This window comes from Duganella sp. BJB1802, assembly GCF_013369445.1.
GTDB classification, from domain to species: domain Bacteria; phylum Pseudomonadota; class Gammaproteobacteria; order Burkholderiales; family Burkholderiaceae_D; genus Rugamonas; species Rugamonas vulcania_A.
Genome location: NZ_JABWEF010000013.1, coordinates 204238 through 223977 on the forward strand (window position 1 = coordinate 204238; position 19740 = coordinate 223977).

Here is a 19740-nt window from a genome sequence, read left to right on the forward strand (position 1 = left end):
CTCCTGAATTGAATAGGGTTTGTAGATGTATCCAATATGAAGGTAAAAACTTAGACCCGTCTTAACAATACAATTGCTTACAAGCACCCGAGTTTCCGTAAAAGTTTACGCAAAACTGGCCGGATATACCGGCCAGTCGGGACTACTCAACTACGGAAGATCAGGCGGCCTGGCGCTGCTCCAGGGCGGTGACGTTGTCGCTGCCGTCGATGACGATCTTGCGTGGCTTGAGCGCCTCGGGCACTTCACGCACCAGCTCGATGTTGAGCATGCCGTTGTCGAACGTGGCGCCGGTCACCTTGACGTGGTTGGCCAGCTGGAAGCGCTGCTCGAAATCGCGCGCCGCGATGCCGCGGTGCAGATAGGTGCGCTCGGTGGTGTCCTTCTGCTTGCGGCCGACGACGTGCAGCGAATCGCGCTCGAAGGTGATGTCGATTTCCGAGCGGTCGAAGCCGGCCAGCGCCATGACGATGCGGTACTTGTCTTCCGAAACGAGTTCGATGTTGTACGGTGGGTAGCTCGGGGTCGAATCGCCGCGCTGGGCGTCGTTGAGCATTTGGGCCAGGCGGTCGAAGCCGATGGCGGAACGATACAGTGGGGTCAGGTCAAAAGTACGCATGGTGAATATCCTTTTCAAGTTAAGCGATATGGGCGGGGAAGATTCCCCTCGGTGGTCCCCATCTGGGCAACCACTGAGTCCGATATAAGGATGGTTTTCGGGCCTTTCAAGGCCTTGAAAAACGGCCTCAAGATCCCCAGCGCCGCAAAAATTTTAAAAATATTTTCGCTGCGGCGCGCCATGCTTTTGCAAGATTTGCAAGTTGCCTGCATGCTACACTCGCCTTCTTGTCCAACCTCGTTATCGACCACATGTCCATGTCCCGTGCCGCCCTCACCGTCCTGTTGGCCACCGCCTTCAGCGCCCAGGCAGAAGCCATCTCCGAACAGCCTTACCCAGGCACCATCGTCTTGAAAGTGGACGCCACCAACACGGCGCAGCAAATCTTCCGCGTGCGCGAAACCATCCCCGCCAAGCCCGGCAAGCTGACCCTGCTGTATCCGCAGTGGGTGGTCGGCAACCACGGTCCCAGCGGCGCGATCAGCCAGTTCGCCGGCCTCAAGGTCAGCGCCAACGGCAAGCCGCTGGAGTGGAAGCGCGACACGGTCAACGTCTACGCCTTCCACATCGAGGTGCCCAGGGACGCGTCGTCGGTGGACGTGGAATTCCAGTACCTGTCGCCGACCGAGGCCAACCAGGGCCGCAACACGATGACCAACGACATCCTCGGCGTGCAGTGGCAATCGGTGACGCTGTACCCGGCCGGCTACAACAGCCGCCGCATCGCCATGCAGCCCAACCTGACGCTGCCGGCGGGCTGGCAATACGGCACCGCGCTGGAGACGGCCTCGCGCACCGGCGACGAGATCGCCTTCAAGCCGCTGGACCTGGAGGCGATGATGGATTCGCCGCTGTTCGCCGGCCGTTACTTCCGCCGCATCGACCTCGATCCGGGCGCCAAGGTGCCGGTGCACCTGAACGTGGTGGCCGACACGCCCGAACAGCTGGAAGCGACGCCGGAGCAGATCGCTCCGCACCGCGCCATGGTGCAGCAGGCCTACAAGCTGTTCAACTCGCAGCACTACCAGCACTACGACTTCCTGTTCGCCATCAGCGACGAGTTCGGCGGCATCGGCCGCGAGCATCACCAGTCGAGCGAGAACGGCGTCAAGACGGGCTACTTCACCGACTGGACCAAGAACGAGGCCGGACGCGAACTGCTGCCGCATGAATTCACGCACTCGTGGAACGGCAAGTTCCGCCGCCCGGCCGACCAGAACGTCCCCAACTTCAACACGCCGCTGCAGAACTCGCTGCTGTGGGTGTACGAGGGCCAGACCCAGTACTGGGGCGCGGTGATCGCGGCGCGCTCGGGCCTGATCAAGCCCGAGCACACGCGCGACCTGCTGGCCGCCACCGCCGCCCGCTACGACAACACCCGCGGCCGCGAATGGCGCGCGGTGCAGGACACCACCAACGACCCGATCGTCAACGCCCGCCGCCCGCAAGGCTGGAACAACTGGCAGCGCGCCGAGGACTACTACTCGGAAGGCGAGTTGATCTGGCTGGACGCCGACACGCTGATCCGCGAGAAATCCGGCGACAAGCGTTCGCTCAACGACTTCGCCCGCAGCTTCTTCGGCGTCGACGACGGCGTCAACGTGGCCAGGCACTACACCTTCGACGACGTGGTCAAGGCGCTCAACGCGGTGCAGCCGTACGACTGGGCCGGCTTCCTGCGCACCCGCCTGGACGGCCACGGCCCCGGCGCGCCGCTGGACGGCCTGGCGCGCGCCGGCTGGAAGCTGGTCTACACCGACAAGCCGACCGACTTCCTGAAAGCCAGGGAAGACCAAAGCAAGTCGGCCAACTTCCAGTACTCGCTGGGCTTCTCGGTGGGATCGGATGGCAAGCTGGAAGGCTTCGTGTGGGAAGGCGTGGGCTTCAAGGCCGGCCTGTCGGGCGGCAGCACGCTGCTGGCCGTCAACGGCCGCGCCTACAAGGCCGAGGTGCTGCGCGCCGCCGTCACGGCCGCCAAGACCGGCAAGGAGCCGATCACCCTGCTGGTCAAGAAGGGCAGCTTGTACCAGACCTATGCGCTCGACTACCACGAAGGCCTGAAGTATCCGCGCCTGGAACGCATCGAGGGCACGCCGGACCGCCTTGATGCAATTCTGCAACCGCTGAAGTAAGATTGTCGTTTCGACGGGGCGCCGGCCGCTTGTGGCGGCGCCCCGCCGGGTTATACTGGTCCCATGCCAGACCGGACCGATCCCCGCCCTCCACCGCGCACCGAGCTAGACCAGCTGCGCGTGTCCGACCGCATTTTCCACGCCCTGCTCGACAACGCCCCCATCCTGATATCGACCAAGGATTTGCAGGGCAATATCACGATGGCCAACCGCCATTTCGACATCCTCGACGGCTACGACCCCGCCAACTTTGTCGGCGCCAACGTGTTCGAGCTGTTCCCGCGCGAGATCGCCGAGCAGCTGTGGCGCAACGACCGCACGGCGGCGCTGGAACAGCGCGCGGTCCAGGAGGAGGAAACGGTCTACCACCGCGACAAGACGCTGCACACCTACATGACCGTGAAGTTCCCGCTGCTCGACGACGACGGCCGGGTCTACGCCACCTGCGCCGTCTCCACCGACATCACGGACACCAAGGCCGCGCAGATCGACAGCGTGACCGACGAGTTGACCGGGCTGAAGAACCGCCGCTACCTCAACATCCGCTTCGGCGAGGAGCAGAAGCGCGCCCGCCGCGACCAGCGCCTGCTGACGCTGTTGCTGATCGATGTCGACCGCTTCAAGGAATACAACGACAGCTACGGCCACCCGCAGGGCGACCAGGTGTTGAAGGCGGTGGCCGACGCCATGCGCCGCGCGCTCAACCGTCCGGGCGATTTGTGCTTCCGCATCGGCGGCGACGAGTTCGCCTGTCTGTTCGCCAGCAACAGCGCCGACGACAGCGTGGCGCTGGCCGAGCGCATCCGCGCCGACGTGGCGGCGCGCCGCATTCCGCACCAGGGCAACGCGCCGAGCGGCCATGTGACCTTGTCGCTGGGCCTGGCCTTCGTCGTGCCGGACGCGGCGCCGAGCCAGGACGAGGTCTACGAACAGGCCGACCAGGCCCTGTACCGGGCCAAACATCTGGGGCGCGACACCGTCTCGCGCTAGTCTGGCGCCTTGGCGTTTGCCGATTTTGGTGTATCCTGATGGCATGAACAAAGACACCGACATCCAACTCAGCGGCCCCTTCAAGGCCTCCGACGGCTCCGGCCGTGCCCACGACGCCAAGGCGATCCGTATCTTCGACGAAGGTTACGGCGCGATCGACGTGTATGTGGACTTTTCCGGTTCGATCAGCGGCCTGCACAAGGACAAATCGCTGATCGACGCCGTGGTCGCGCAACTACGCACCGTCGGCTACAAGGGCCCGGCCCTGACCGCCGGCGATTCCGTGCTCCAGGAAAGCAAGCTGCTGGTGCTGGAAGCGCCGGACGAATTCAACACCTTCGCCGCCGGCAAGGGCTGGAAAGACCTGGCCGAGGAATTCGGCGACGAATAAACGCCGCCGGCGTCAGATGTAGCGGTCGCTCCAGGCCGCGATCAGGTTGGCCACGTAGACGGCGTCGTCGCGGTCGGTCAGCAGGTGGTCCGCGCTGTCGAGCGAGATGAAGCTTTTCGGATGCTTGGCGGCGGTGAAAATCTCCATCGCGTTGCCGATGTCGACCGTATCGTCGCCCGGCGCGTGCATCACCAGCAAGGCCCGCTTCAGGGCCGCGATCTTCACCTTCAAATTATGCCCGCCCGCATCCTCGACAAACTGTTGCCGGATGCGGAAAGGCCTGCCCGCCAGTTGCACCTGCGCCTCGCCCTCGGCGGCGATCTGATCGAGGTGCTGGCTGAACAAACCCGTCACGCGCACCGGATGGCTGGGCGCGGCCAGCGTCACCACCGCCTTGGCCTCCGGCACATCCCCGGCCACCGCCAGCACCGCCGACCCGCCCAGGCTGTGGCCGATCAGCAGGCTGGGCGCCTTGTGGCTGGCGCGCAGGTAGGCGGCGGCGGCCAGCAGGTCCGCCAGATTCGAGGAAAAATTGGTGTTGGCGAACTCGCCCTCGCTGGCGCCCAGGCCGGTGAAGTCGAAGCGCAGCACGGCGAAGCCATGCTCGGTGAGCGCCTGCGCGATGCGGCTGGCGGCAATCGCGTCCTTGCCGCAGGTGAAGCAGTGGGCGAACAAGGCGTATGCGCGGATGGCGCCGTCCGGCGCGTCCAGCCGCGCGGCCAGCTTCTGGCCGTCGGCGCCGTGGAATTCCTGTCGATGTGATCGCATGCGCTGTCCCGTGGTTGATGGCAGACGCTATTTAACCAAACAAACCGTGCAGATACCAGCGCGCCGACTGCCCGCCCTCGTGGCCGGTGCGCTCGCGGTACAGCCAGTAGTGGGCGTGGTCCTCGCCCTCGGCCATGAAGTAGTCGCGGGTTTGCATCGCGCCCCACCAGCCGGCCTCGATGCGCTCGCCGGTCGACATGATCTTCAGCGGCGAGCCGTAGTAGGGCCGGTGGTCGCGCATCAGCAAAGGGATGGGCTTGGCCAGCAGCCACGCGGGACGCGGCAGGCTGGGCATGTCCGGTGGCAGCTGGGCGCGGGCGTCGGCGGGACGGATTTTTTCCTGCACGCTGACCCAGGCATTGGCCTGCTCGGGGCGGTAGTCGGCGCGCGGGGCCGCCTGCAGCACGTTCTCCGGCCCCAGCCGCGCGGTCAGCAGTTCCAGCAGGCGCTGCCAGTCCTCCTTGCTGCCGCCCGGCTCGGGGAACAGCGAGTCGCTCGGCGGCGCCATCGGCCGCACCTGCGGCGCCTCCAGGCACAGGCCGATCACCGGAGCGTCCAGCACCTGCTTGGCCAGGCGTTCCTTGAGCAGCCGCACCAGGTGCTCGTCGCGCCAGGTCGGCTCGGCCAGCACGATGTCGATCACGGTCGGCGGGCCGGCCACCTTGCCGCGCTCATGCTCCAGCAGCAGGCGGATGCGCTCGACCGCGAACTGGCGCGCGCTGAGCCAGCCGGTCAGCTGTTGCAACAGGCGGCGCGCGCCGAACAGCAGCGCCTCGGCGTTTTCCACGCGGTCGAATAATTCGAGCTTGGCGCGGAAGCTGGCCGGCGCCTCCAGCCATTGGTGCATCTCGGCGCGCTCGCCGTGGGCGTCGTCCAGCATGTCGATCAAAGCCCGGCCGCAGCGGCGCTGCAAGCCGGGACGCGGTAGGCGGCGCATCTCGCCCAGCGTCAAGCACCCGATGCCTTCCAACCAGCTCAAGTAGGGCCGAGCCGGAGGCAGCAGGCTGCCGGGCAAGCGGTCCATGCGCCGCACTAACGCGTCCATCGTCAAGGCCCGCCCGGCGTTGCTGCGGGCCAGCAGCCAGGCGCCGCGCGCGGTGGGCGCGCAGCTGAGCCAGGCCGTGAAACCAAGCGCCTCCATGCTGGCGGCCACCAGCCGGCACAGCGCGCGGATGCCGCCGAACAGGCGCAGGCTGGCGCCGATGTCGAGCAGCAGCGTGCCCTCCTCCGCCTGCGCCAGCTGCGGCGTGAACTGCAGCAGCGCCATCGCCACCGCGTGTTGCGCGTCCGCCTCCAGCTGCGGCGCGCGCTGCTGGAACTGCGATTGCGGCGCCAGCATCAGCGCGCCGCCGCGCCGCATGCCGGCCTCGACGCCGGCCTGCCGCGCCAGCGCCGACATGGCCACCACCCGCTCCTGCTCCAGCACCACGGTGCAGCGGTCAGCCGACCAGCGCGGGCAGAATACTTCGAGCGGGAGCCGTGGCAGGTGTAGTCCGATCCAGAGGCGCATGACGTTGTAAGAGCGATGGGGTTAAGGGCAAGAACAAGGGCGTGTCGCGCTGCGGTCCTCGTCGCTTGACGAAGCCGATGTTGACGCCGCCCGGCGCCGTGTGCAACGACAGCCGCAGCGGCGCCGGCGAGGCATCCTGCGCGGCGGCCAGCGGGCGCAGCATGCAGAACAGCGTGTCCCCGCTTTGCGCCGCCAGGTGCAGGCGGCGCAGCGTTTCGCCGCGCGCGTGGTTTTGCCACAGCAGCAGCGCGCCGCAGCAGCCGCTGCGCAGCACTTGTTCGGCCGCCCATAAAGCGTCGCCGCTCTTGGCGCCGCTGCGTATCCACACCAGTTGCGACGGCTCCAGCCCCAGCGCGGCCAGCGCCAGCGCCTGCGGCGCGTGCGGCGGCTGCAGCAGCACGATGGGCCGCTTGCCCAGTCCCAGCAACGCCGGCCGCAGCAGCCGCAGCTCGCCGATGCCGTGCTGCTGCACCAGCAGGTCGACCAGCACGCCCAGCGGCCAGCCGCCGCCCGGCAGCTGGGCCGACAAGGCGGCAAAGCCGGTGTCGGCGCAGCGGGTGGCGCTGTGCGCCAGTTGCGACGCCAGCCATAACGATGGGTGGACGGCTTCGGGCGCCAGTGTGGCGGAAGAGGTGGCGGATCGGCTCATGGTGTGGATGGGATTCTACCGCAAATACTGTACAAATACACAGTACTATTTGCGGCCGTTTTTGGCAAGGCCGATCTCTGTATCGTGCGCCCCATGCTGTACCATGTGGTTCAGGCAACCTAACAATAAGGACATCCTTTGCAAACCATTCAACTGGTCGGCGCCATCCTGTTCGGACTGGCGCTGCTGCACACCTTCGCGGCCAAATCCTTTGAAATCCTGTCGCACCGCCACCCGCGCCACGCGGGCCTGTTCCACCTGCTGGGCGAGGTGGAGGTGGTGTTCGGCTTCTGGGCCTTCATCCTGATCGCCGCCATCGCGCTGCTGAGCGGCGGCGAGTCGGCCATCCATTACGCCGAGTCGCGCCAGTACACCGAGCCACTGTTCGTGTTCACCGTAATGGTGGTGGCCGCGTCGCGGCCGGTGCTGGACATCATGGAGCGCCTGCTGCTGGTGCTGGCCAAGCTGCTGCCGATGCGCGTCGAACTGGCGCTGGTGTGGTTCGGACTGGCGCTGGTGCCGCTGACCGGCTCGCTGATCACGGAGCCGGCCGCGATGACGCTGGCCGCGCTGATGCTGGCGCCGCTGGTGTTCCGCGACGGCATGCCAGAATGGCTGAAGTACGGCGCGCTGGGCGTGTTGTTCGTCAACGTCTCGATCGGCGGCACGCTGACCGCCTACGCCGCGCCGCCGGTGTTGATGGTGGCTGGCACCTGGCAATGGGACAGCGCCTTCATGGCCACGCATTTCGGCTGGAAGGCGGCCATCGCGGTGATGATCAACGCGACCGCGATCACGTTCATCCTGCGCAAGCATCTGCGGGCGCCGGCCGCGCCGTCGGCCGAAGTCGCTGCGGCGCCGGCGGTGCCGCTGGCGGTCACCGCCATCCACCTGGCCTTCCTGGCGGCGGTGGTGCTGCTGGGCCATCATCCGGTGCTGTTCCTCGGCATCTTCATGCTGTTCCTGGGCTTCACGCAGGCTTACCAGCGCTACCAGAATCCGCTGATCATCAAGGAGGGCTTGCTGGTGGGCTTCTTCCTGGCCGGGCTGGTGGTGTTGGGCGGCATGCAGCAATGGTGGTTACAGCCCATCGTCGAGAGCCTGCCGCCGGTGGCGCTGTTCTTCAGCGCGCTCGGCCTGACGGCGATCACCGACAACGCGGCGCTGACCTATCTCGGTTCGCTGATCCAGGGAATTTCGGCGCAATCGCAATACATGCTGGTGGCCGGCGCGGTGGCCGGCGGCGGGCTGACGGTGATCGCCAACGCGCCCAATCCGGCCGGCGTGTCGCTGCTGCGGCGCGGCTTCCAGGATGAATCGATAGGCGCTATCGGCCTGCTGGCCGGCGCGCTGGCGCCGACGACTGTGGCTGCGCTGGCGTTTCTGCTGTAGCGCCTACACGCGCCGGTGGCGTGAGAAAAATTCCAGCATCATTTTGCTGGCGTCCGGGCCGGCCTTGGCGTTGAAGGCGAGTGCCGGGTCGCCGCCGCTCCAGGCGTGCTCCAGGTCGGCGATCCGGGCGACGCGCAGCAGCAGTTTTCTCCCTTCGTAGAAATCGTGCAGCTGGTGGGCATTGTGGCGGCCGCCGCGCCCTTGTGGCTTGTGGGTGATCTTCGGCGCCTCGGACAGGCGGTTCAGCAGCCGGCTTTGGCGCGTCAGCTGGAGCTGGTTGATCGGACGTACCACCTGGTCGCCCTCGCCCTGGATCAGGATCGCAGGCATGCCGGGGAATTGGGGATGGCGCATCAGCACTTCGTGCGCGGCGCTGTCCATCCGCGTGGCGGCGCCGTGCTGCATCACGCCCAGCGCGCCGATGGTGTTGTGCCCCGCGCCAAAGACCGGCCCCGAATGCAGCCCAACGGCGGCGAACAGTTGCGGGTGGTTCAGCGCGACGATGTTGGCCATGCCGGCACCGGCCGAGATGCCGGCGATGTAAACGCGCGAGCGGTCGATGGCGTATTGCGTCATCACCTTGCCGATCATGCCTACGATGGTGGGGACGTCGCCGCCGCCCTCCTGCGTGGCGCGGTCGTACCACTTCCAGCAGCGCTGCGCCTGCACGCTGACCAGCTGCTGCGGATAGAGCACGGCGTAGCCCATCTGCTCGGCCCACTGGTTCATGCGCGTGCCTTGTGCGAATTGGGTCGCGGTCTGGTGGCAGCCGTGCAGCATCACCAGCAGGGGCAGGCCTTTGCGTTGCGTGTCTTCAGGCGGATTGTTTGGCAGGTAGAGCCAATAGCTCATGCGGCGCGTCGGCGTGGCGTAGTGCGATGCCAGCCACTTGCCCGGCGACGGCGGGACGTGCGCGGCGGCGGGTGGAACGGTGCTGCGGCGGAGCGCCGGGCCGGACGCGGCGGGCGAAACGGTGCTGCGGCGGCCCGTGGCGCCCGGTGCAGCGGACGTGGCGGCGCGCACGCGCGGCGCGGCCGGCTTGGCCGCCGGCTTGGCGGGTTTGGCCACCTTGGCGGCGGGCTTGCGTTTTCGTTTGGGCTTGGCGGCTGCGGGGGCGGCGAACAGCGCCGTCACGATCTTGCTGACGGAGCGGCTTTGACGCGTCCCAGAGCGGACCAGGCCGCGCAACAAACTGCTGGCGGATCTCTTCATCGCGGTGTTCTCCTGTTGCGATAAAGTCTACTTGAAACCCGTTCCAGCCTGCGTGCGCCAGCGCGCATAGCAGACGCTTAGCGCTGCATCGACTCCCACACTTTTTGCAGCCGCTTAGCCGATACCGGCATCGGCGTGCGAAGCTCCTGCGCGAACAGGGACACGCGCAATTCCTCCAGCATCCAGCGGAATTCCACCATCTTCGGATCGGTGTTCTTGCCGGCCGATTTATCCTTGTTGGCGCGCTGGTACAGCATCGCGGCCTGCTGCCATTCGGCCATCAGCTTGGCGTCGCGCGCCGGGTCGCCGCGCAACTTCTCAATACGCACATTCATCGCCTTCAGGTAGCGCGGGAAGTGCGACAGCTGGCTGTACTCGTTCTCCGACAGGAAGCGCTTGTTGACCAATCCCTGCAACTGCGATTGCATGTCGGCCGCCGCCTGCGCGGGCAGCCCTTGCAGGCGCTTGGGCAGGCCGTGGAACTCGGTCAGCACTTGCGACAGCAGGCGCGCGATCTCGTTCACCAGCAGCACCAGGCGCGATTTGCCTTCGTCCTTGCGCTTGGCGAAACTGGCCGCGTCGATCGGCAACGGATCCTGCAGGCAGGCGATGTCCAGGGCCTTGTTGATGATCTGTTCGCGCAGCTCTTCCTGCGTGCCCATGCTCATGAACTGCATGCCCATCTGCTGCAGGCCGGGGATGCTCTTTTCGATGAACTTGATCTGGTCCTTCATCTGCAACGCGAACAGGCGGCGCAGGCCGATGCGGTGCGTGCGCGCCGCCACGGTCGGATCGTCGAACACTTCCAGGTCGCAGTGCGTGCCTTTGTCCACCAACGCCGGGAAGCCGATCAGCGTCAGCTTGCCTTGCGCGATTTCCAGCAGCTCCGGCAACTCGCCGAAGGTCCACGAGGTCAGGCCGGTCAGCGTGATGCCGCTGGTGGCCGTCGGCGTTGCGGCAGCTGCCGCTGGCGCGCCCTTGCCTTGCGCCGCAGTTGGCGCACCGGCTTTCGCCGACGCGGACGGCACCGCGCTGCCGCTCGTTCCCAGCGCGCGCATGCTCACGCCCTGCCCGCCCGACGACTCGGCCATCTTCTGGAAGCTCTCGCGCGCCTGCGTGCCGAATTCCGCCTGCAATGTGGCCAGGTTGCGGCCCATCTCCAACTGGCGTCCGTGCTCGTCGATCACCTTGAAGTTCATGAAGTGGTGGGCCGGCAGCGTCTCCGGCTTGAAGTCGCTGGTCAGCACCGAGATCGTGATCTGCGCGCGGATGTCGGCGATGATCGCGTCGATCAAATCGCCCCGCCCGAACACGCCCGCTTCGTGCACACGCTCGCAGAACTTGGCGGCGTAGTCCGGCAGTGGCACGCAATGGCGGCGCAGCTTCTGCGGCAGGGATTTGAGCAGCAGGTGCACCTTCTCCTTCAACATGCCCGGCACAAGCCACTCGCAACGCTCGCGCGGCAGCTGGTTCAGGGCGTACAGCGGCACGGCCATGGTCACGCCATCGCGCACGCTGCCAGGTTCGAAGTGATAGGTCAGCTGCATCTCCAGCCCCGTCACCGACATCATCTTCGGGAACAGGTCCGTGGTCACGCCGGCCGCTTCGTGGCGCATCAATTCGTCGCGGTTCAGGTACAGCAGCTTGGGCTCGGCGGCCGTCGCATCCTTGTGCCACTTCTCGAAGCCGGCGCCGTTGACCACGTCGGCCGGTATCAGCTTGTCGTAGAAGGCGGCGATCAGTTCATCGTCCACCAGCACGTCGAGGCGGCGAGACTTGTGCTCAAGGTTTTCGATTTCCTTGATCAGCTTATGGTTGTGCGCGAAGAACGGCGCGCGCGTTTCGTAGTCGCCGCCGACTAGCGCGTCGCGGATGAAGATCTCGCGCGCCTCCACCGGGTTGAACAAGCCGTAGTTGATGCGGCGCTGGCTGTACACCACCAGTCCATACAAGGTGGCGCGTTCGGACGCGGTCACCTGCGCCGATTTCTTTTCCCAGCGCGGTTCGCCCCACGATTTCTTCAGCAGGTGGCCGCCGACCTTCTCCAGCCACTCCGGCTGGATCTGCGCCACGCAGCGCGCGTACAGACGCGTGGTGTCGACCAGTTCCGCCGCCATGATCCACTTGCCCGGTTTCTTCAGCAGCGAGGAACCCGGCCAGATGTTGAACTTGATGCCGCGCGCGCCCAGGTAGCCGGCGCCCGGTTCGTCCTCGCTCTTGAAGCCGATGTTGCCCAGCAGGCCGGTGAGCAGCGCCAGGTGCAGATTCTCATACGTGGCCGGCGTGTCGTTGATGCGCCAGCCCTGCTCCTTGACGATGGTCAGCAGCTGCGAGTGCACGTCGCGCCACTCGCGCAGCCGCAGTTGCGACAGGAAGTTGGTGCGGCAGTTGTCCATCAGCTGGCGATTGGTCTTCTTGTGCTCAATCGCGTTTTCGAACCACTTCCAGATCTTGATATAACTGAGGAACTCCGACTTCTCGTCGGCGAACTTCTTGTGCGCTTCGTCGGCGGCCTGCTGGTGCTCCATCGGCCGGTCGCGCGGGTCCTGCACCGACAGCGCGGAGGCGATGATCAGCATCTCGTCCAGGCAGACGTTGTCCAGTGCGGCCAAAATCATGCGGCCCACGCGCGGGTCCAGCGGCAGCTTGGCGAGCTTCTTGCCCAGCGGCGTAAGCTGATTGTATTCGTCGACCGCGCCCAGTTCTTGCAGCAGCTGGTAGCCGTCGGCGATGGCGCGCGCCAGCGGCGGTTCGATAAACGGGAAGGTCTCCACGTCCGTCAGGTGCAGGGACTTCATGCGCAGGATGACCGACGCCAGCGACGAGCGCAGGATTTCCGGCTCGGTGAACTTGGGCCGTTGCAGGAAATCCTGCTCTTCGTACAGGCGGATGCAGACGCCGTCGGCCACGCGGCCGCATCGGCCGGCGCGCTGGTTGGCGGCCGATTGCGCGATCGGTTCGATCTGCAGCTGCTCGACCTTGTTGCGGTAGCTGTAGCGCTTCACGCGCGCCAGACCGGCGTCCACCACGTAGCGGATGCCCGGCACGGTCAGCGAGGTTTCGGCGACGTTGGTGGCCAGGACGATGCGGCGCGCGTTGGTCAGCTTGAACACGCGTTCCTGCTCCTCGGCCGACAGGCGGGCGAACAGCGGCAGGATCTCCACGTGCGGCGGATGGTGCTTGCGCAGAGCTTCGGCGGCGTCGCGGATTTCGCGCTCGCCGGGCAGGAACACCAGCACGTCGCCCGAGCCGAGGCGCGACAGCTCGTCGACGCCGTCGACCACGGCATCCATCAGGTCGCGCTTTTCGCGGGCGGCGGCGGTGCGCTGGCCCTTGCCTTCGGCGTTGGCCACTGCCGGATTCTGCACATCGCTTTCGATCGGGCGGTAACGCACTTCCACCTTGTACAGGCGGCCCGACACTTCGATCACCGGCGCCGGCTTCTCCGGCGTGCCGAAGTGGCGCGAGAAACGCTCGGCGTCGATGGTCGCGGAGGTGATGATCACCTTCAGGTCCGGGCGGCGCGGCAGCAGCTGCTTCAGGTAGCCGAGCAGGAAGTCGATGTTCAGGCTGCGCTCGTGCGCTTCATCGATGATGATGGTGTCGTAGTTCTTCAGCAGCGGGTCGGTTTGCGTTTCGGCCAGCAGGATACCGTCGGTCATCAGCTTGACCGAGGCGCCCTTGGTCAGGGTGTCGGCGAAGCGGACCTTGAAGCCGACCGTGACGCCCAGCGGCGTGCCCAGCTCCTGCGCGATGCGCTTGGCGGTGGACGAGGCGGCGATGCGGCGCGGTTGCGTGTGGCCGATCAGGCCTTTCTGGCCTCGGCCCAGTTCCAGGCAGATCTTCGGCAACTGGGTGGTCTTGCCGGAGCCGGTCTCGCCGGAGACGATGATGACCTGGTGGCCTTGCAGCGCTTCGGCGATCTCGTGGCGGCGGCCGGAGACCGGCAGGTCTTCAGGATAGGTGATCGGCGGCAGCGGGTTGCGGAAGGCGCGTTCGGCGTCGCGGGCGGCCTGCTCCTCGGGCGTCAGGCGCGGCCGGGGCTCGCGGCGCGGCGGCGCAATCAGTCCGCCCTCGCCATCGGGCAGCGGCGCGCGGGCCTGGCGTGGTTGTTCGCCAGCGGGGCGCGGACCACGGCCCGGCTGCGACGGCGCACCGTCGGCACGCGGTGGGCGCGGCTGATGCGGCTGGCCGTCGGCGCGGGCCTGGCGTGGCTGTTCGCCAGCGGGACGCGGACCACGGCCTGGCTGCGACGGCTGCCCATCGGCGCGCGGAGCACGCGACGACTCGCCGGCCGGGCGCGGGCCACGGCCTGGCTGCGCCGGCGCACCGGCCGCACGCGGTTCGCTGCTGCGCGGGCGCCCCTCCCCTTGCGGGCGTGGCTGGCCCTGCCCCGGGCGGGCGTTGGGCGCTTGTGGTGCGCGGGAGGGGGCGTTCTGCGTGCTGGCGGGCGCGCCGGACGCGCCTTTGGACTTGTTGCTGGCTTCTGACATTGTTTTTTACAAAGGTTTTGGCGCGGAAGTCGCGCACCGAATTATAATGCGCCTAATGGAAAACCCTACCCAATTCGTCCAATGGCTGCGCTCAGTCGCGCCGTACATCCACGCCTTCCGTGGCAAGACCTTCGTGGTCGCCTTCCCTGGTGAACTCGTCAGCGCCGGCGCGCTGCAGGTGCTGGCGCACGATTTGTCGCTGCTGCACGCGCTCGACATCAACGTCACCGTGGTCTACGGCTCGCGCCCGCAGGTGGCCGAGCAGCTGGCCCTGCGCAACGTCGAGGGCCGCTTCCACAACGGCCTGCGCATCACCGACACCGCCGCCATGGAGTGCGCCAAGGAGGCCGCCGGCGAGCTGCGCCTGGACATCGAGGCCGCCTTCAGCCAGGGCCTGCCCAACACGCCGATGTCGCACGCGGCGATCCGCATCATTTCCGGCAACTTCATCACCGCCCGTCCGCTGGGCGTGATCGACGGCGTCGACCTGGAGCTGACCGGCATCACCCGCAAGGTCGACGCCGAGACCATCCACTCCATCCTCGGCTCGGACGGCCTGGTGCTGCTATCGCCGCTGGGCTTCTCGCCCACCGGCGAGGCCTTCAACCTGACCATGGAGGACGTGGCCTGCAGCACCGCCATCGCCCTGCACGCCGACAAGCTGATCTTCATCACCGAGACCGGCATGATGACCGACGCCGGCGGCGCCGAGATCCGCGAGCTGTCCTCGCACCAGGCCGAGGCCGTGCTGCAGGCCGGCTTCCTGCCGGATTCCACCGCCTTCTACCTGAAGCACTGCGTCAAGGCCTGCAACAACGGCGTCGAGCGCTCGCACATCGTCTCGTTCGACATGGACGGCTCGGCGCTGCTGGAGCTGTTCACCCACGACGGCGTGGGCACCATGATCTCGCACGAGAACCTGGAGTCGCTGCGCCAGGCCACCATCGAGGACGTCGGCGGCATCATCAAGCTGATCGAGCCGCTGGAGGCGGACGGCACGCTGGTCAAGCGCGGCCGCGAGCTGATCGAGCGCGAGATCGACTACTTCTCCGTCATCGACCACGACGGAGTGATCTTCGGCTGCGCCGCGCTGTACCCGTTCCCGGAACAAAAAATGGCGGAAATGGCCTGCCTGACCGTCAACCCCGAGGTGCAGGCCCAGGGCGACGGCGAGCGCATCCTCAAGCACATGGAGAACCGCGCGCGCGCCATCGGCATCCAGAAGCTGTTCGTGCTGACCACCCGCACCTCGCACTGGTTCCAGAAGCGCGGCTTCGTGCCGGCCACGGTGGACGCCCTGCCGAAGGACCGCCAGCGCATGTATAACTGGCAGCGCAAATCCCAGGTTTTGATTAAAACCTTATAATCACGTTTTACCTACCGCTTTAGGAGCAACACAGATGGCCCGCACCGTTCAATGCATCAAACTCAACAAGGAAGCCGAGGGTTTGGACTTTCCACCGTATCCGGGTGAACTGGGTAAGAAGATCTATGAATCGGTTTCCAAGGAAGCCTGGGCGGCCTGGCTGAAGCACCAGACCATGCTGGTCAACGAGAACCGCCTGAATCTGGCCGACCAGCGCGCCCGCAAATACCTGGCCACGCAGATGGAGAAACACTTCTTCGGCGACGGCGCCGACGCGGCCCAAGGCTACGTGCCGCCGGCCGAATAAGGTTGGAACGCCGGCGGCGCCCGCCGCCGGCATGGATTCACATCGCTTTACACTGCTTCAGTTCGCATCTTGCCATGAAAACTTTGCCGTTTTCGCAAGTCATGCGGTACACCTCGACAGGTCCCGGTTCGCTCACCAATCCCGCGCCCCAGCCGCCCGTGCAGCCCTGCTGCTTGCCCAGCTTCTCCACCGTCGCCGACGAGACGCCGGCGCGGAATGGCACTTTCTGGATTTCCACGCCGTCCACATAGGCCAGCGGCGTGCCGTCGTCGGCCGTGGTGCGCGGCGCCGGCTGGCGCGGCGCGGGCGCTTCGTCGCGGGGCTTGCCCAGCGACGGCACCCACGCGCAGGAACTGAGCAGCATGGCGCCCAGCAGCGCGCCACCCATCCACAGCACCGGCCGGCGGCGGTTCATCAGAAGGTCAGCGTCTTGACGCCGTCCGCCGTGCCCAGCAGGCAGACGTCGGCGCCGCGCGCGGCGAACAGGCCGACCGCGATCACGCCGACGATCTGGTTGATCTGCTGTTCCAGCGCCACCGGATCGGTGATGGACAGGCCGGCCACGTCGACGATCACGCCGCCGTTGTCGGTGATGAAAGCCTCGTCGGTGCCCGGCTTGAGGCGCAGCTTGGGCGTGCCGCCCAGCTTGGCCAGCGCGCGGGTGACCGAGGCGCGCGCCATCGGCAGCACTTCCACCGGCAGCGGGAACTTGCCCATCACGTCGACCAGCTTGGAGCCGTCGGCGATGCAGACGAACTGCTTCGACACCGAGGCCACGATCTTCTCGCGCGTGAGCGCCGCGCCGCCGCCCTTGATCATGGCGCCGGCCTTGGTGATCTCGTCGGCGCCGTCGATGTAGACGGCGATTTCGGCGACGTCGTTCAGGTCGAACACCTCGATGCCGTGGCCGCGCAGGCGCGCCGCGGTCGCCTCGGACGAGGCCACCGTGCCCTTGATGCGGTGCTTGATCTTGGCCAGCTCGTCGATGAAGAAGTTGGCGGTGGAGCCGGTGCCGACGCCGATGATCTCGTTGTCCACCACATAATCGATGGCGGCGCGGGCTACGGCTTGTTTCAGTTCGTCTTGGGTCATGATGTTTCTATAAGAGAGGGGAATTCAATCCCGCTATTTTAACGGATCGCCCCCGACCGCCCCGCTTTTCCGCCAAAAATTGCGCATGGACAACACACGGCGGGCGCCGGTGTCGCAGACTGGCACAAGCGCAGCGGACTCGCAACGTTGGTTGCCAGCGACGGGGCCGGATATGCGAGAATGATCACAACGCAGCGCCCAACAATGATCGCGGGGGATGAGACATGACGCCTACGAAAACAGTCTTGATTGTCGACGACAGCCGCGTGTCGCGCCTGATGGCGCGCCAGTACATCGGCGCCCTGCACGCCGACTGGATCGTCGAGGAGGCGGCCACCGGCGAGGAGGCGCTGGTCAAGGCGCGCGCCGTCGGGCCGGACCTGGTCCTGATGGACGTCAACATGCCCGGCATGGGCGGCATCGCCGCCGCCGAGCAACTGCGCCAGGAACTGCCCGCCATCCCGATCTCGCTGCTGACCGCCAATGTCCAGGCCGCCACGCGCGAGCGCGCCACCCTGCTGGGCATCGGCTTCATGGAAAAGCCGATCACCGAGGCCCGCATCGCGCAACTGCTGTCCACGCTGGAAGCGGCCTGATCATGTTCTCCCTGTCCGAGCTGGAGAACGACGCGCTGATCGAGATCTTCAACATCGGCGTCGGCCAGGCGGCGGCGTCGATGAGCGCCATCGTCAACGAGGCGGTGCACATGTCGGTGCCGTCGGTGAGCTTCATCAACCGCGCCGAGGCCGCGCGCCTGCTCGACGGCAAATCGGCCGAGCCCGCCGGCGCCATCTGCGGCGTCAGCCAGCACTACGAGGGCGCGTTCTCGACCGAGGCCATCCTCATGTTCCCCGAGGATAAGAGCCTGGAGATCGTGCGCCTGATGGTGGGCGAGGCGGTGTCGCAGAAGGAGCTCACCGAGATGGAGCAGGAGGCCATGTGCGAGATCGGCAACATCATCCTCAACTCCTGCGTGGGCACGCTGGCCAACATCTTCCAGCGCGAGCTGCAGGGCTCGCTGCCGCAGTACCACGTCGGCACCAGCGACGAGATCCTGATCGCCTCCGGCAGCCAGCCCGACACCGTGGTGCTGATGCTGCACATCGACTTCCTGCTGGAGAAGCACCAGATCCACGGCTACGTCGCCTTCGTGCTCGACATCTCGGCGCTGCACGACCTCAAGGAACAGATCAACCTCTACATCGCCCGCGCGATGGGCCAGGCATGATGAGCAAGCTCACCGACGCGCACCGCCTGCACCTGCTGCACAGCGTGCTGTGCGCGGTGAACCTGGGCGCCATCGTGCTCGACGGCGACCGCCGCGTGGTGCTGTGGAACGCGTGGATGATCAAGCATTCCGGCCTGGGCCACGACAAGGTGATCGGCGCCGACTTCTTCGCCGTCTGCCCGGGCCTGCGCGGCGGCCGGGTCGAGTCGGCGATCCAGCAGGCGCTGTACAACAACTTCCCGTCGCTGCTGTCGCAGACGCTCAACAAGGCGCCGTTCGCGCTGTACGCCAGCCCGGTGGCGGCCGCCCGCAACGAGCGCATCCAGCAGGCGGTGGAGGTGACGCCGATCGCGGTCGAGGGCGCGGCGCGCCACTGCCTGATCCAGATCAATGACGTCAGCATCGCGGTCGGGCGCGAGAAGCTGCTGCGCGAGCAGGCCATGGTGCTGCGCACCCAGACCTTCGCCGACGGCCTGACCGGCATCGCCAACCGCCGCCACTTCGACGTCGCCATCGAAAAGGAACACCGGCGCGCCAAGCGCGGCGGCACGCCGCTGTCGCTGCTGATGATCGACATCGACCACTTCAAGGCCTACAACGACCACTACGGCCACCAGAAGGGCGACCAGTGCCTGATCCAGGTGGCGGCCGCGCTGGCGGCCATGCTCAAGCGGCCGTGCGACCTGATGGCGCGCTACGGCGGCGAGGAGTTCGCCATGATCCTGCCCGAGACCGACGTCGAGCAGGCCACCCTGATGGCCGAGGCGATCCGCGCGCGCACCCAGGAGCTGTCCATCCCGCACGAGCGCAACAACGACGCCGCCCAGCGCGTCACGGTCAGCATCGGCATCGCCACGCAGCGGGTCGAGGCGCCGGTCGAGATCGAGGCCCTGATCGGCGCGGCAGACCGCGCGCTCTACCTGGCCAAGCGCAACGGCCGCGACCGCACCGAGGCCCTGCTGCCGGCCTGAGGTCCGGCGCGGCGCGCCTGTGCTAGAGTGCCGGGGTAGTCATGCCAAAATAACCATGTTTCGGGAGAGTCATGAAAATCTTTGCACGCGCCAGCGCCGGCACCGACCTGCTGCGGCTGGTCTTATGCGCCATCCTGTTCACCCACGGGGCCTACCGCTTCTACGAGGGAAGCAGTCCCATCCTCGGCCAGATCCTGGAGGAGCAAGGCTTCCCGCACGGCAGCGGCACCTGGCTGGCGTACGCCGTCAACCTGACCGAGACGGTGGGCACCATGCTGCTGGCCCTGCGCTGGCTGACCTTGCCGGTGTGCGCGGCGCTGACCATCATCTACACCACCGGCATCATCCTGTTCCACCGCCACAACGGCTTTTTCGTGGTCGGGCCGGGCACCGGCGGCTGGGAGTACAGCGTGCTGCTGATCACCTGCCTGCTGGTGACCGCCTGGGAAGAGCTCAAGCAGAAGATCCCCGCACGCTAACCATCCGCTGGAGGCGCACCATGACGCAGTTGGCCCCGAACCGTTCGATCCAGGATGTGATGGTGATCCCCGTGCTGCACTACCAGGATGTGGCGGTGGCGGCGCAATGGCTGTGCGAGGCGTTCGGCTTCAGCGAACGGC

General features: G+C 66.6%; 19 protein-coding genes. 10 read left to right on the forward strand and 9 right to left on the reverse strand.

The genetic code is table 11. From position 1 onward, the window contains the following. Window positions 1–160: 160 nt before the first annotated feature. Window positions 161–619 carry an Hsp20 family protein gene (locus tag HUX88_RS20830; protein WP_117011535.1) on the reverse strand — a complete coding sequence of 153 codons (459 nt, stop codon included), beginning with the start codon at window positions 617–619 and terminating at the stop codon, window positions 161–163. Window positions 620–633: 14 nt separating this feature from the next. Continuing rightward, window positions 634–801, reverse strand: a complete 168-nt coding sequence (locus tag HUX88_RS31880) for a hypothetical protein (protein ID WP_217916386.1) — start codon at window positions 799–801, stop codon at window positions 634–636. Window positions 802–870: 69 nt separating this feature from the next. Between HUX88_RS31880 and HUX88_RS20835 the strand changes: the two genes are divergently transcribed. The 3 genes from HUX88_RS20835 to HUX88_RS20845 all read left to right on the forward strand — a co-directional run bounded on the left by HUX88_RS20835 (window position 871) and on the right by HUX88_RS20845 (window position 4132). Beyond that, the gene (locus HUX88_RS20835; RefSeq protein ID WP_176362994.1) at window positions 871–2751 is read left to right on the forward strand and encodes a M61 family metallopeptidase; all 1881 of its coding nucleotides are present in this window, start codon (window positions 871–873) and stop codon (window positions 2749–2751) included. Window positions 2752–2814: 63 nt separating this feature from the next. Beyond that, complete coding sequence (locus HUX88_RS20840) at window positions 2815–3741, forward strand: sensor domain-containing diguanylate cyclase (RefSeq protein WP_176362995.1); 927 nt, start codon at window positions 2815–2817, stop codon at window positions 3739–3741. A 43-nt stretch (window positions 3742–3784) separates the two neighbouring features. Beyond that, complete coding sequence (locus HUX88_RS20845) at window positions 3785–4132, forward strand: hypothetical protein (RefSeq protein ID WP_161089992.1); 348 nt, start codon at window positions 3785–3787, stop codon at window positions 4130–4132. Window positions 4133–4144: 12 nt separating this feature from the next. Here the strand turns inward: HUX88_RS20845 and HUX88_RS20850 are convergent, their stop codons facing one another. The 3 genes from HUX88_RS20850 to imuA are packed head-to-tail and all read right to left on the reverse strand — an operon-like array spanning window position 4145 to window position 7059. Next, window positions 4145–4900 carry a S9 family peptidase gene (locus HUX88_RS20850; RefSeq protein WP_176362996.1) on the reverse strand — a complete coding sequence of 252 codons (756 nt, stop codon included), beginning with the start codon at window positions 4898–4900 and terminating at the stop codon, window positions 4145–4147. A 31-nt stretch (window positions 4901–4931) separates the two neighbouring features. After that, the gene (locus tag HUX88_RS20855; RefSeq protein ID WP_176362997.1) at window positions 4932–6410 is read right to left on the reverse strand and encodes a DNA polymerase Y family protein; all 1479 of its coding nucleotides are present in this window, start codon (window positions 6408–6410) and stop codon (window positions 4932–4934) included. Beyond that, window positions 6340–7059 (reverse strand): translesion DNA synthesis-associated protein ImuA, encoded by a 720-nt coding sequence (gene imuA, locus HUX88_RS20860; RefSeq protein WP_176362998.1) that lies wholly within the window; start codon window positions 7057–7059, stop codon window positions 6340–6342. The genes HUX88_RS20855 and imuA overlap by 71 nt, the downstream gene beginning before the upstream one ends. 138 nt (window positions 7060–7197) lie before the next feature. On the opposite strand from imuA, the gene HUX88_RS20865 reads away from it, so the two are divergent. Further along, complete coding sequence (locus tag HUX88_RS20865; RefSeq protein ID WP_176362999.1) at window positions 7198–8451, forward strand: putative Na+/H+ antiporter; 1254 nt, start codon at window positions 7198–7200, stop codon at window positions 8449–8451. A 3-nt stretch (window positions 8452–8454) separates the two neighbouring features. Here HUX88_RS20865 and HUX88_RS20870 read toward each other — a convergent pair whose 3' ends face one another. Next, the gene (locus HUX88_RS20870) at window positions 8455–9663 is read right to left on the reverse strand and encodes a PHB depolymerase family esterase (RefSeq protein WP_176363000.1); all 1209 of its coding nucleotides are present in this window, start codon (window positions 9661–9663) and stop codon (window positions 8455–8457) included. Between the two features lie 77 nt (window positions 9664–9740). Then, window positions 9741–14156: an ATP-dependent RNA helicase HrpA gene (gene hrpA, locus HUX88_RS20875; RefSeq protein ID WP_176363001.1), complete on the reverse strand. Its 4416-nt coding sequence runs from the start codon at window positions 14154–14156 to the stop codon at window positions 9741–9743. Between the two features lie 55 nt (window positions 14157–14211). On the opposite strand from hrpA, the gene argA reads away from it, so the two are divergent. Both argA and HUX88_RS20885 read left to right on the forward strand, forming a co-directional pair. Beyond that, complete coding sequence (gene argA, locus HUX88_RS20880; protein WP_117011549.1) at window positions 14212–15522, forward strand: amino-acid N-acetyltransferase; 1311 nt, start codon at window positions 14212–14214, stop codon at window positions 15520–15522. A gap of 34 nt (window positions 15523–15556) precedes the next feature. Then, the gene (locus HUX88_RS20885) at window positions 15557–15829 is read left to right on the forward strand and encodes an oxidative damage protection protein (RefSeq protein WP_117011551.1); all 273 of its coding nucleotides are present in this window, start codon (window positions 15557–15559) and stop codon (window positions 15827–15829) included. A 37-nt stretch (window positions 15830–15866) separates the two neighbouring features. Here the strand turns inward: HUX88_RS20885 and HUX88_RS20890 are convergent, their stop codons facing one another. After that, entirely contained in the window at window positions 15867–16244 is a 378-nt protein-coding gene (locus HUX88_RS20890; RefSeq protein WP_229219439.1) for a hypothetical protein, read from the reverse strand. After that, the gene (gene rpiA / locus HUX88_RS20895) at window positions 16244–16921 is read right to left on the reverse strand and encodes a ribose-5-phosphate isomerase RpiA (protein WP_176363002.1); all 678 of its coding nucleotides are present in this window, start codon (window positions 16919–16921) and stop codon (window positions 16244–16246) included. The genes HUX88_RS20890 and rpiA overlap by 1 nt, the downstream gene beginning before the upstream one ends. Window positions 16922–17145: 224 nt before the next feature. Here rpiA and HUX88_RS20900 point away from each other — a divergent pair, with 224 nt between their 5' ends. From HUX88_RS20900 to HUX88_RS20915, 4 genes are all read left to right on the forward strand, one after another. Then, entirely contained in the window at window positions 17146–17517 is a 372-nt protein-coding gene (locus tag HUX88_RS20900; RefSeq protein WP_117011554.1) for a response regulator, read from the forward strand. A 2-nt stretch (window positions 17518–17519) separates the two neighbouring features. Further along, the gene (locus HUX88_RS20905; protein WP_117011555.1) at window positions 17520–18149 is read left to right on the forward strand and encodes a chemotaxis protein CheX; all 630 of its coding nucleotides are present in this window, start codon (window positions 17520–17522) and stop codon (window positions 18147–18149) included. Next, window positions 18146–19120 carry a sensor domain-containing diguanylate cyclase gene (locus HUX88_RS20910; RefSeq protein WP_176363003.1) on the forward strand — a complete coding sequence of 325 codons (975 nt, stop codon included), beginning with the start codon at window positions 18146–18148 and terminating at the stop codon, window positions 19118–19120. Before HUX88_RS20905 ends, HUX88_RS20910 begins: the two co-directional genes overlap by 4 nt. 71 nt (window positions 19121–19191) lie before the next feature. Next, entirely contained in the window at window positions 19192–19599 is a 408-nt protein-coding gene (locus HUX88_RS20915; protein ID WP_117011557.1) for a DoxX family protein, read from the forward strand. The last annotated feature ends 141 nt before the right edge of the window (window positions 19600–19740 follow it).

Excerpts from the sequence above, each read along its gene's own strand:
- HUX88_RS20830 (WP_117011535.1), bottom strand. The coding sequence starts at position 619 with ATGCGTACTTTTGACCTGACCCCACTGTATCGTTCCGCCATCGGCTTC.
- HUX88_RS31880 (WP_217916386.1), bottom strand. The coding sequence starts at position 801 with ATGGCGCGCCGCAGCGAAAATATTTTTAAAATTTTTGCGGCGCTGGGG.
- HUX88_RS20835 (WP_176362994.1), top strand. The coding sequence starts at position 871 with ATGTCCATGTCCCGTGCCGCCCTCACCGTCCTGTTGGCCACCGCCTTC.
- HUX88_RS20840 (WP_176362995.1), top strand. The coding sequence starts at position 2,815 with ATGCCAGACCGGACCGATCCCCGCCCTCCACCGCGCACCGAGCTAGAC.
- HUX88_RS20845 (WP_161089992.1), top strand. The coding sequence starts at position 3,785 with ATGAACAAAGACACCGACATCCAACTCAGCGGCCCCTTCAAGGCCTCC.
- HUX88_RS20850 (WP_176362996.1), bottom strand. The coding sequence starts at position 4,900 with ATGCGATCACATCGACAGGAATTCCACGGCGCCGACGGCCAGAAGCTG.
- HUX88_RS20855 (WP_176362997.1), bottom strand. The coding sequence starts at position 6,410 with ATGCGCCTCTGGATCGGACTACACCTGCCACGGCTCCCGCTCGAAGTA.
- imuA (WP_176362998.1), bottom strand. The coding sequence starts at position 7,059 with ATGAGCCGATCCGCCACCTCTTCCGCCACACTGGCGCCCGAAGCCGTC.
- HUX88_RS20870 (WP_176363000.1), bottom strand. The coding sequence starts at position 9,663 with ATGAAGAGATCCGCCAGCAGTTTGTTGCGCGGCCTGGTCCGCTCTGGG.
- hrpA (WP_176363001.1), bottom strand. The coding sequence starts at position 14,156 with ATGTCAGAAGCCAGCAACAAGTCCAAAGGCGCGTCCGGCGCGCCCGCC.
- argA (WP_117011549.1), top strand. The coding sequence starts at position 14,212 with ATGGAAAACCCTACCCAATTCGTCCAATGGCTGCGCTCAGTCGCGCCG.
- HUX88_RS20885 (WP_117011551.1), top strand. The coding sequence starts at position 15,557 with ATGGCCCGCACCGTTCAATGCATCAAACTCAACAAGGAAGCCGAGGGT.
- HUX88_RS20890 (WP_229219439.1), bottom strand. The coding sequence starts at position 16,244 with ATGAACCGCCGCCGGCCGGTGCTGTGGATGGGTGGCGCGCTGCTGGGC.
- rpiA (WP_176363002.1), bottom strand. The coding sequence starts at position 16,921 with ATGACCCAAGACGAACTGAAACAAGCCGTAGCCCGCGCCGCCATCGAT.
- HUX88_RS20900 (WP_117011554.1), top strand. The coding sequence starts at position 17,146 with ATGACGCCTACGAAAACAGTCTTGATTGTCGACGACAGCCGCGTGTCG.
- HUX88_RS20905 (WP_117011555.1), top strand. The coding sequence starts at position 17,520 with ATGTTCTCCCTGTCCGAGCTGGAGAACGACGCGCTGATCGAGATCTTC.
- HUX88_RS20910 (WP_176363003.1), top strand. The coding sequence starts at position 18,146 with ATGATGAGCAAGCTCACCGACGCGCACCGCCTGCACCTGCTGCACAGC.
- HUX88_RS20915 (WP_117011557.1), top strand. The coding sequence starts at position 19,192 with ATGAAAATCTTTGCACGCGCCAGCGCCGGCACCGACCTGCTGCGGCTG.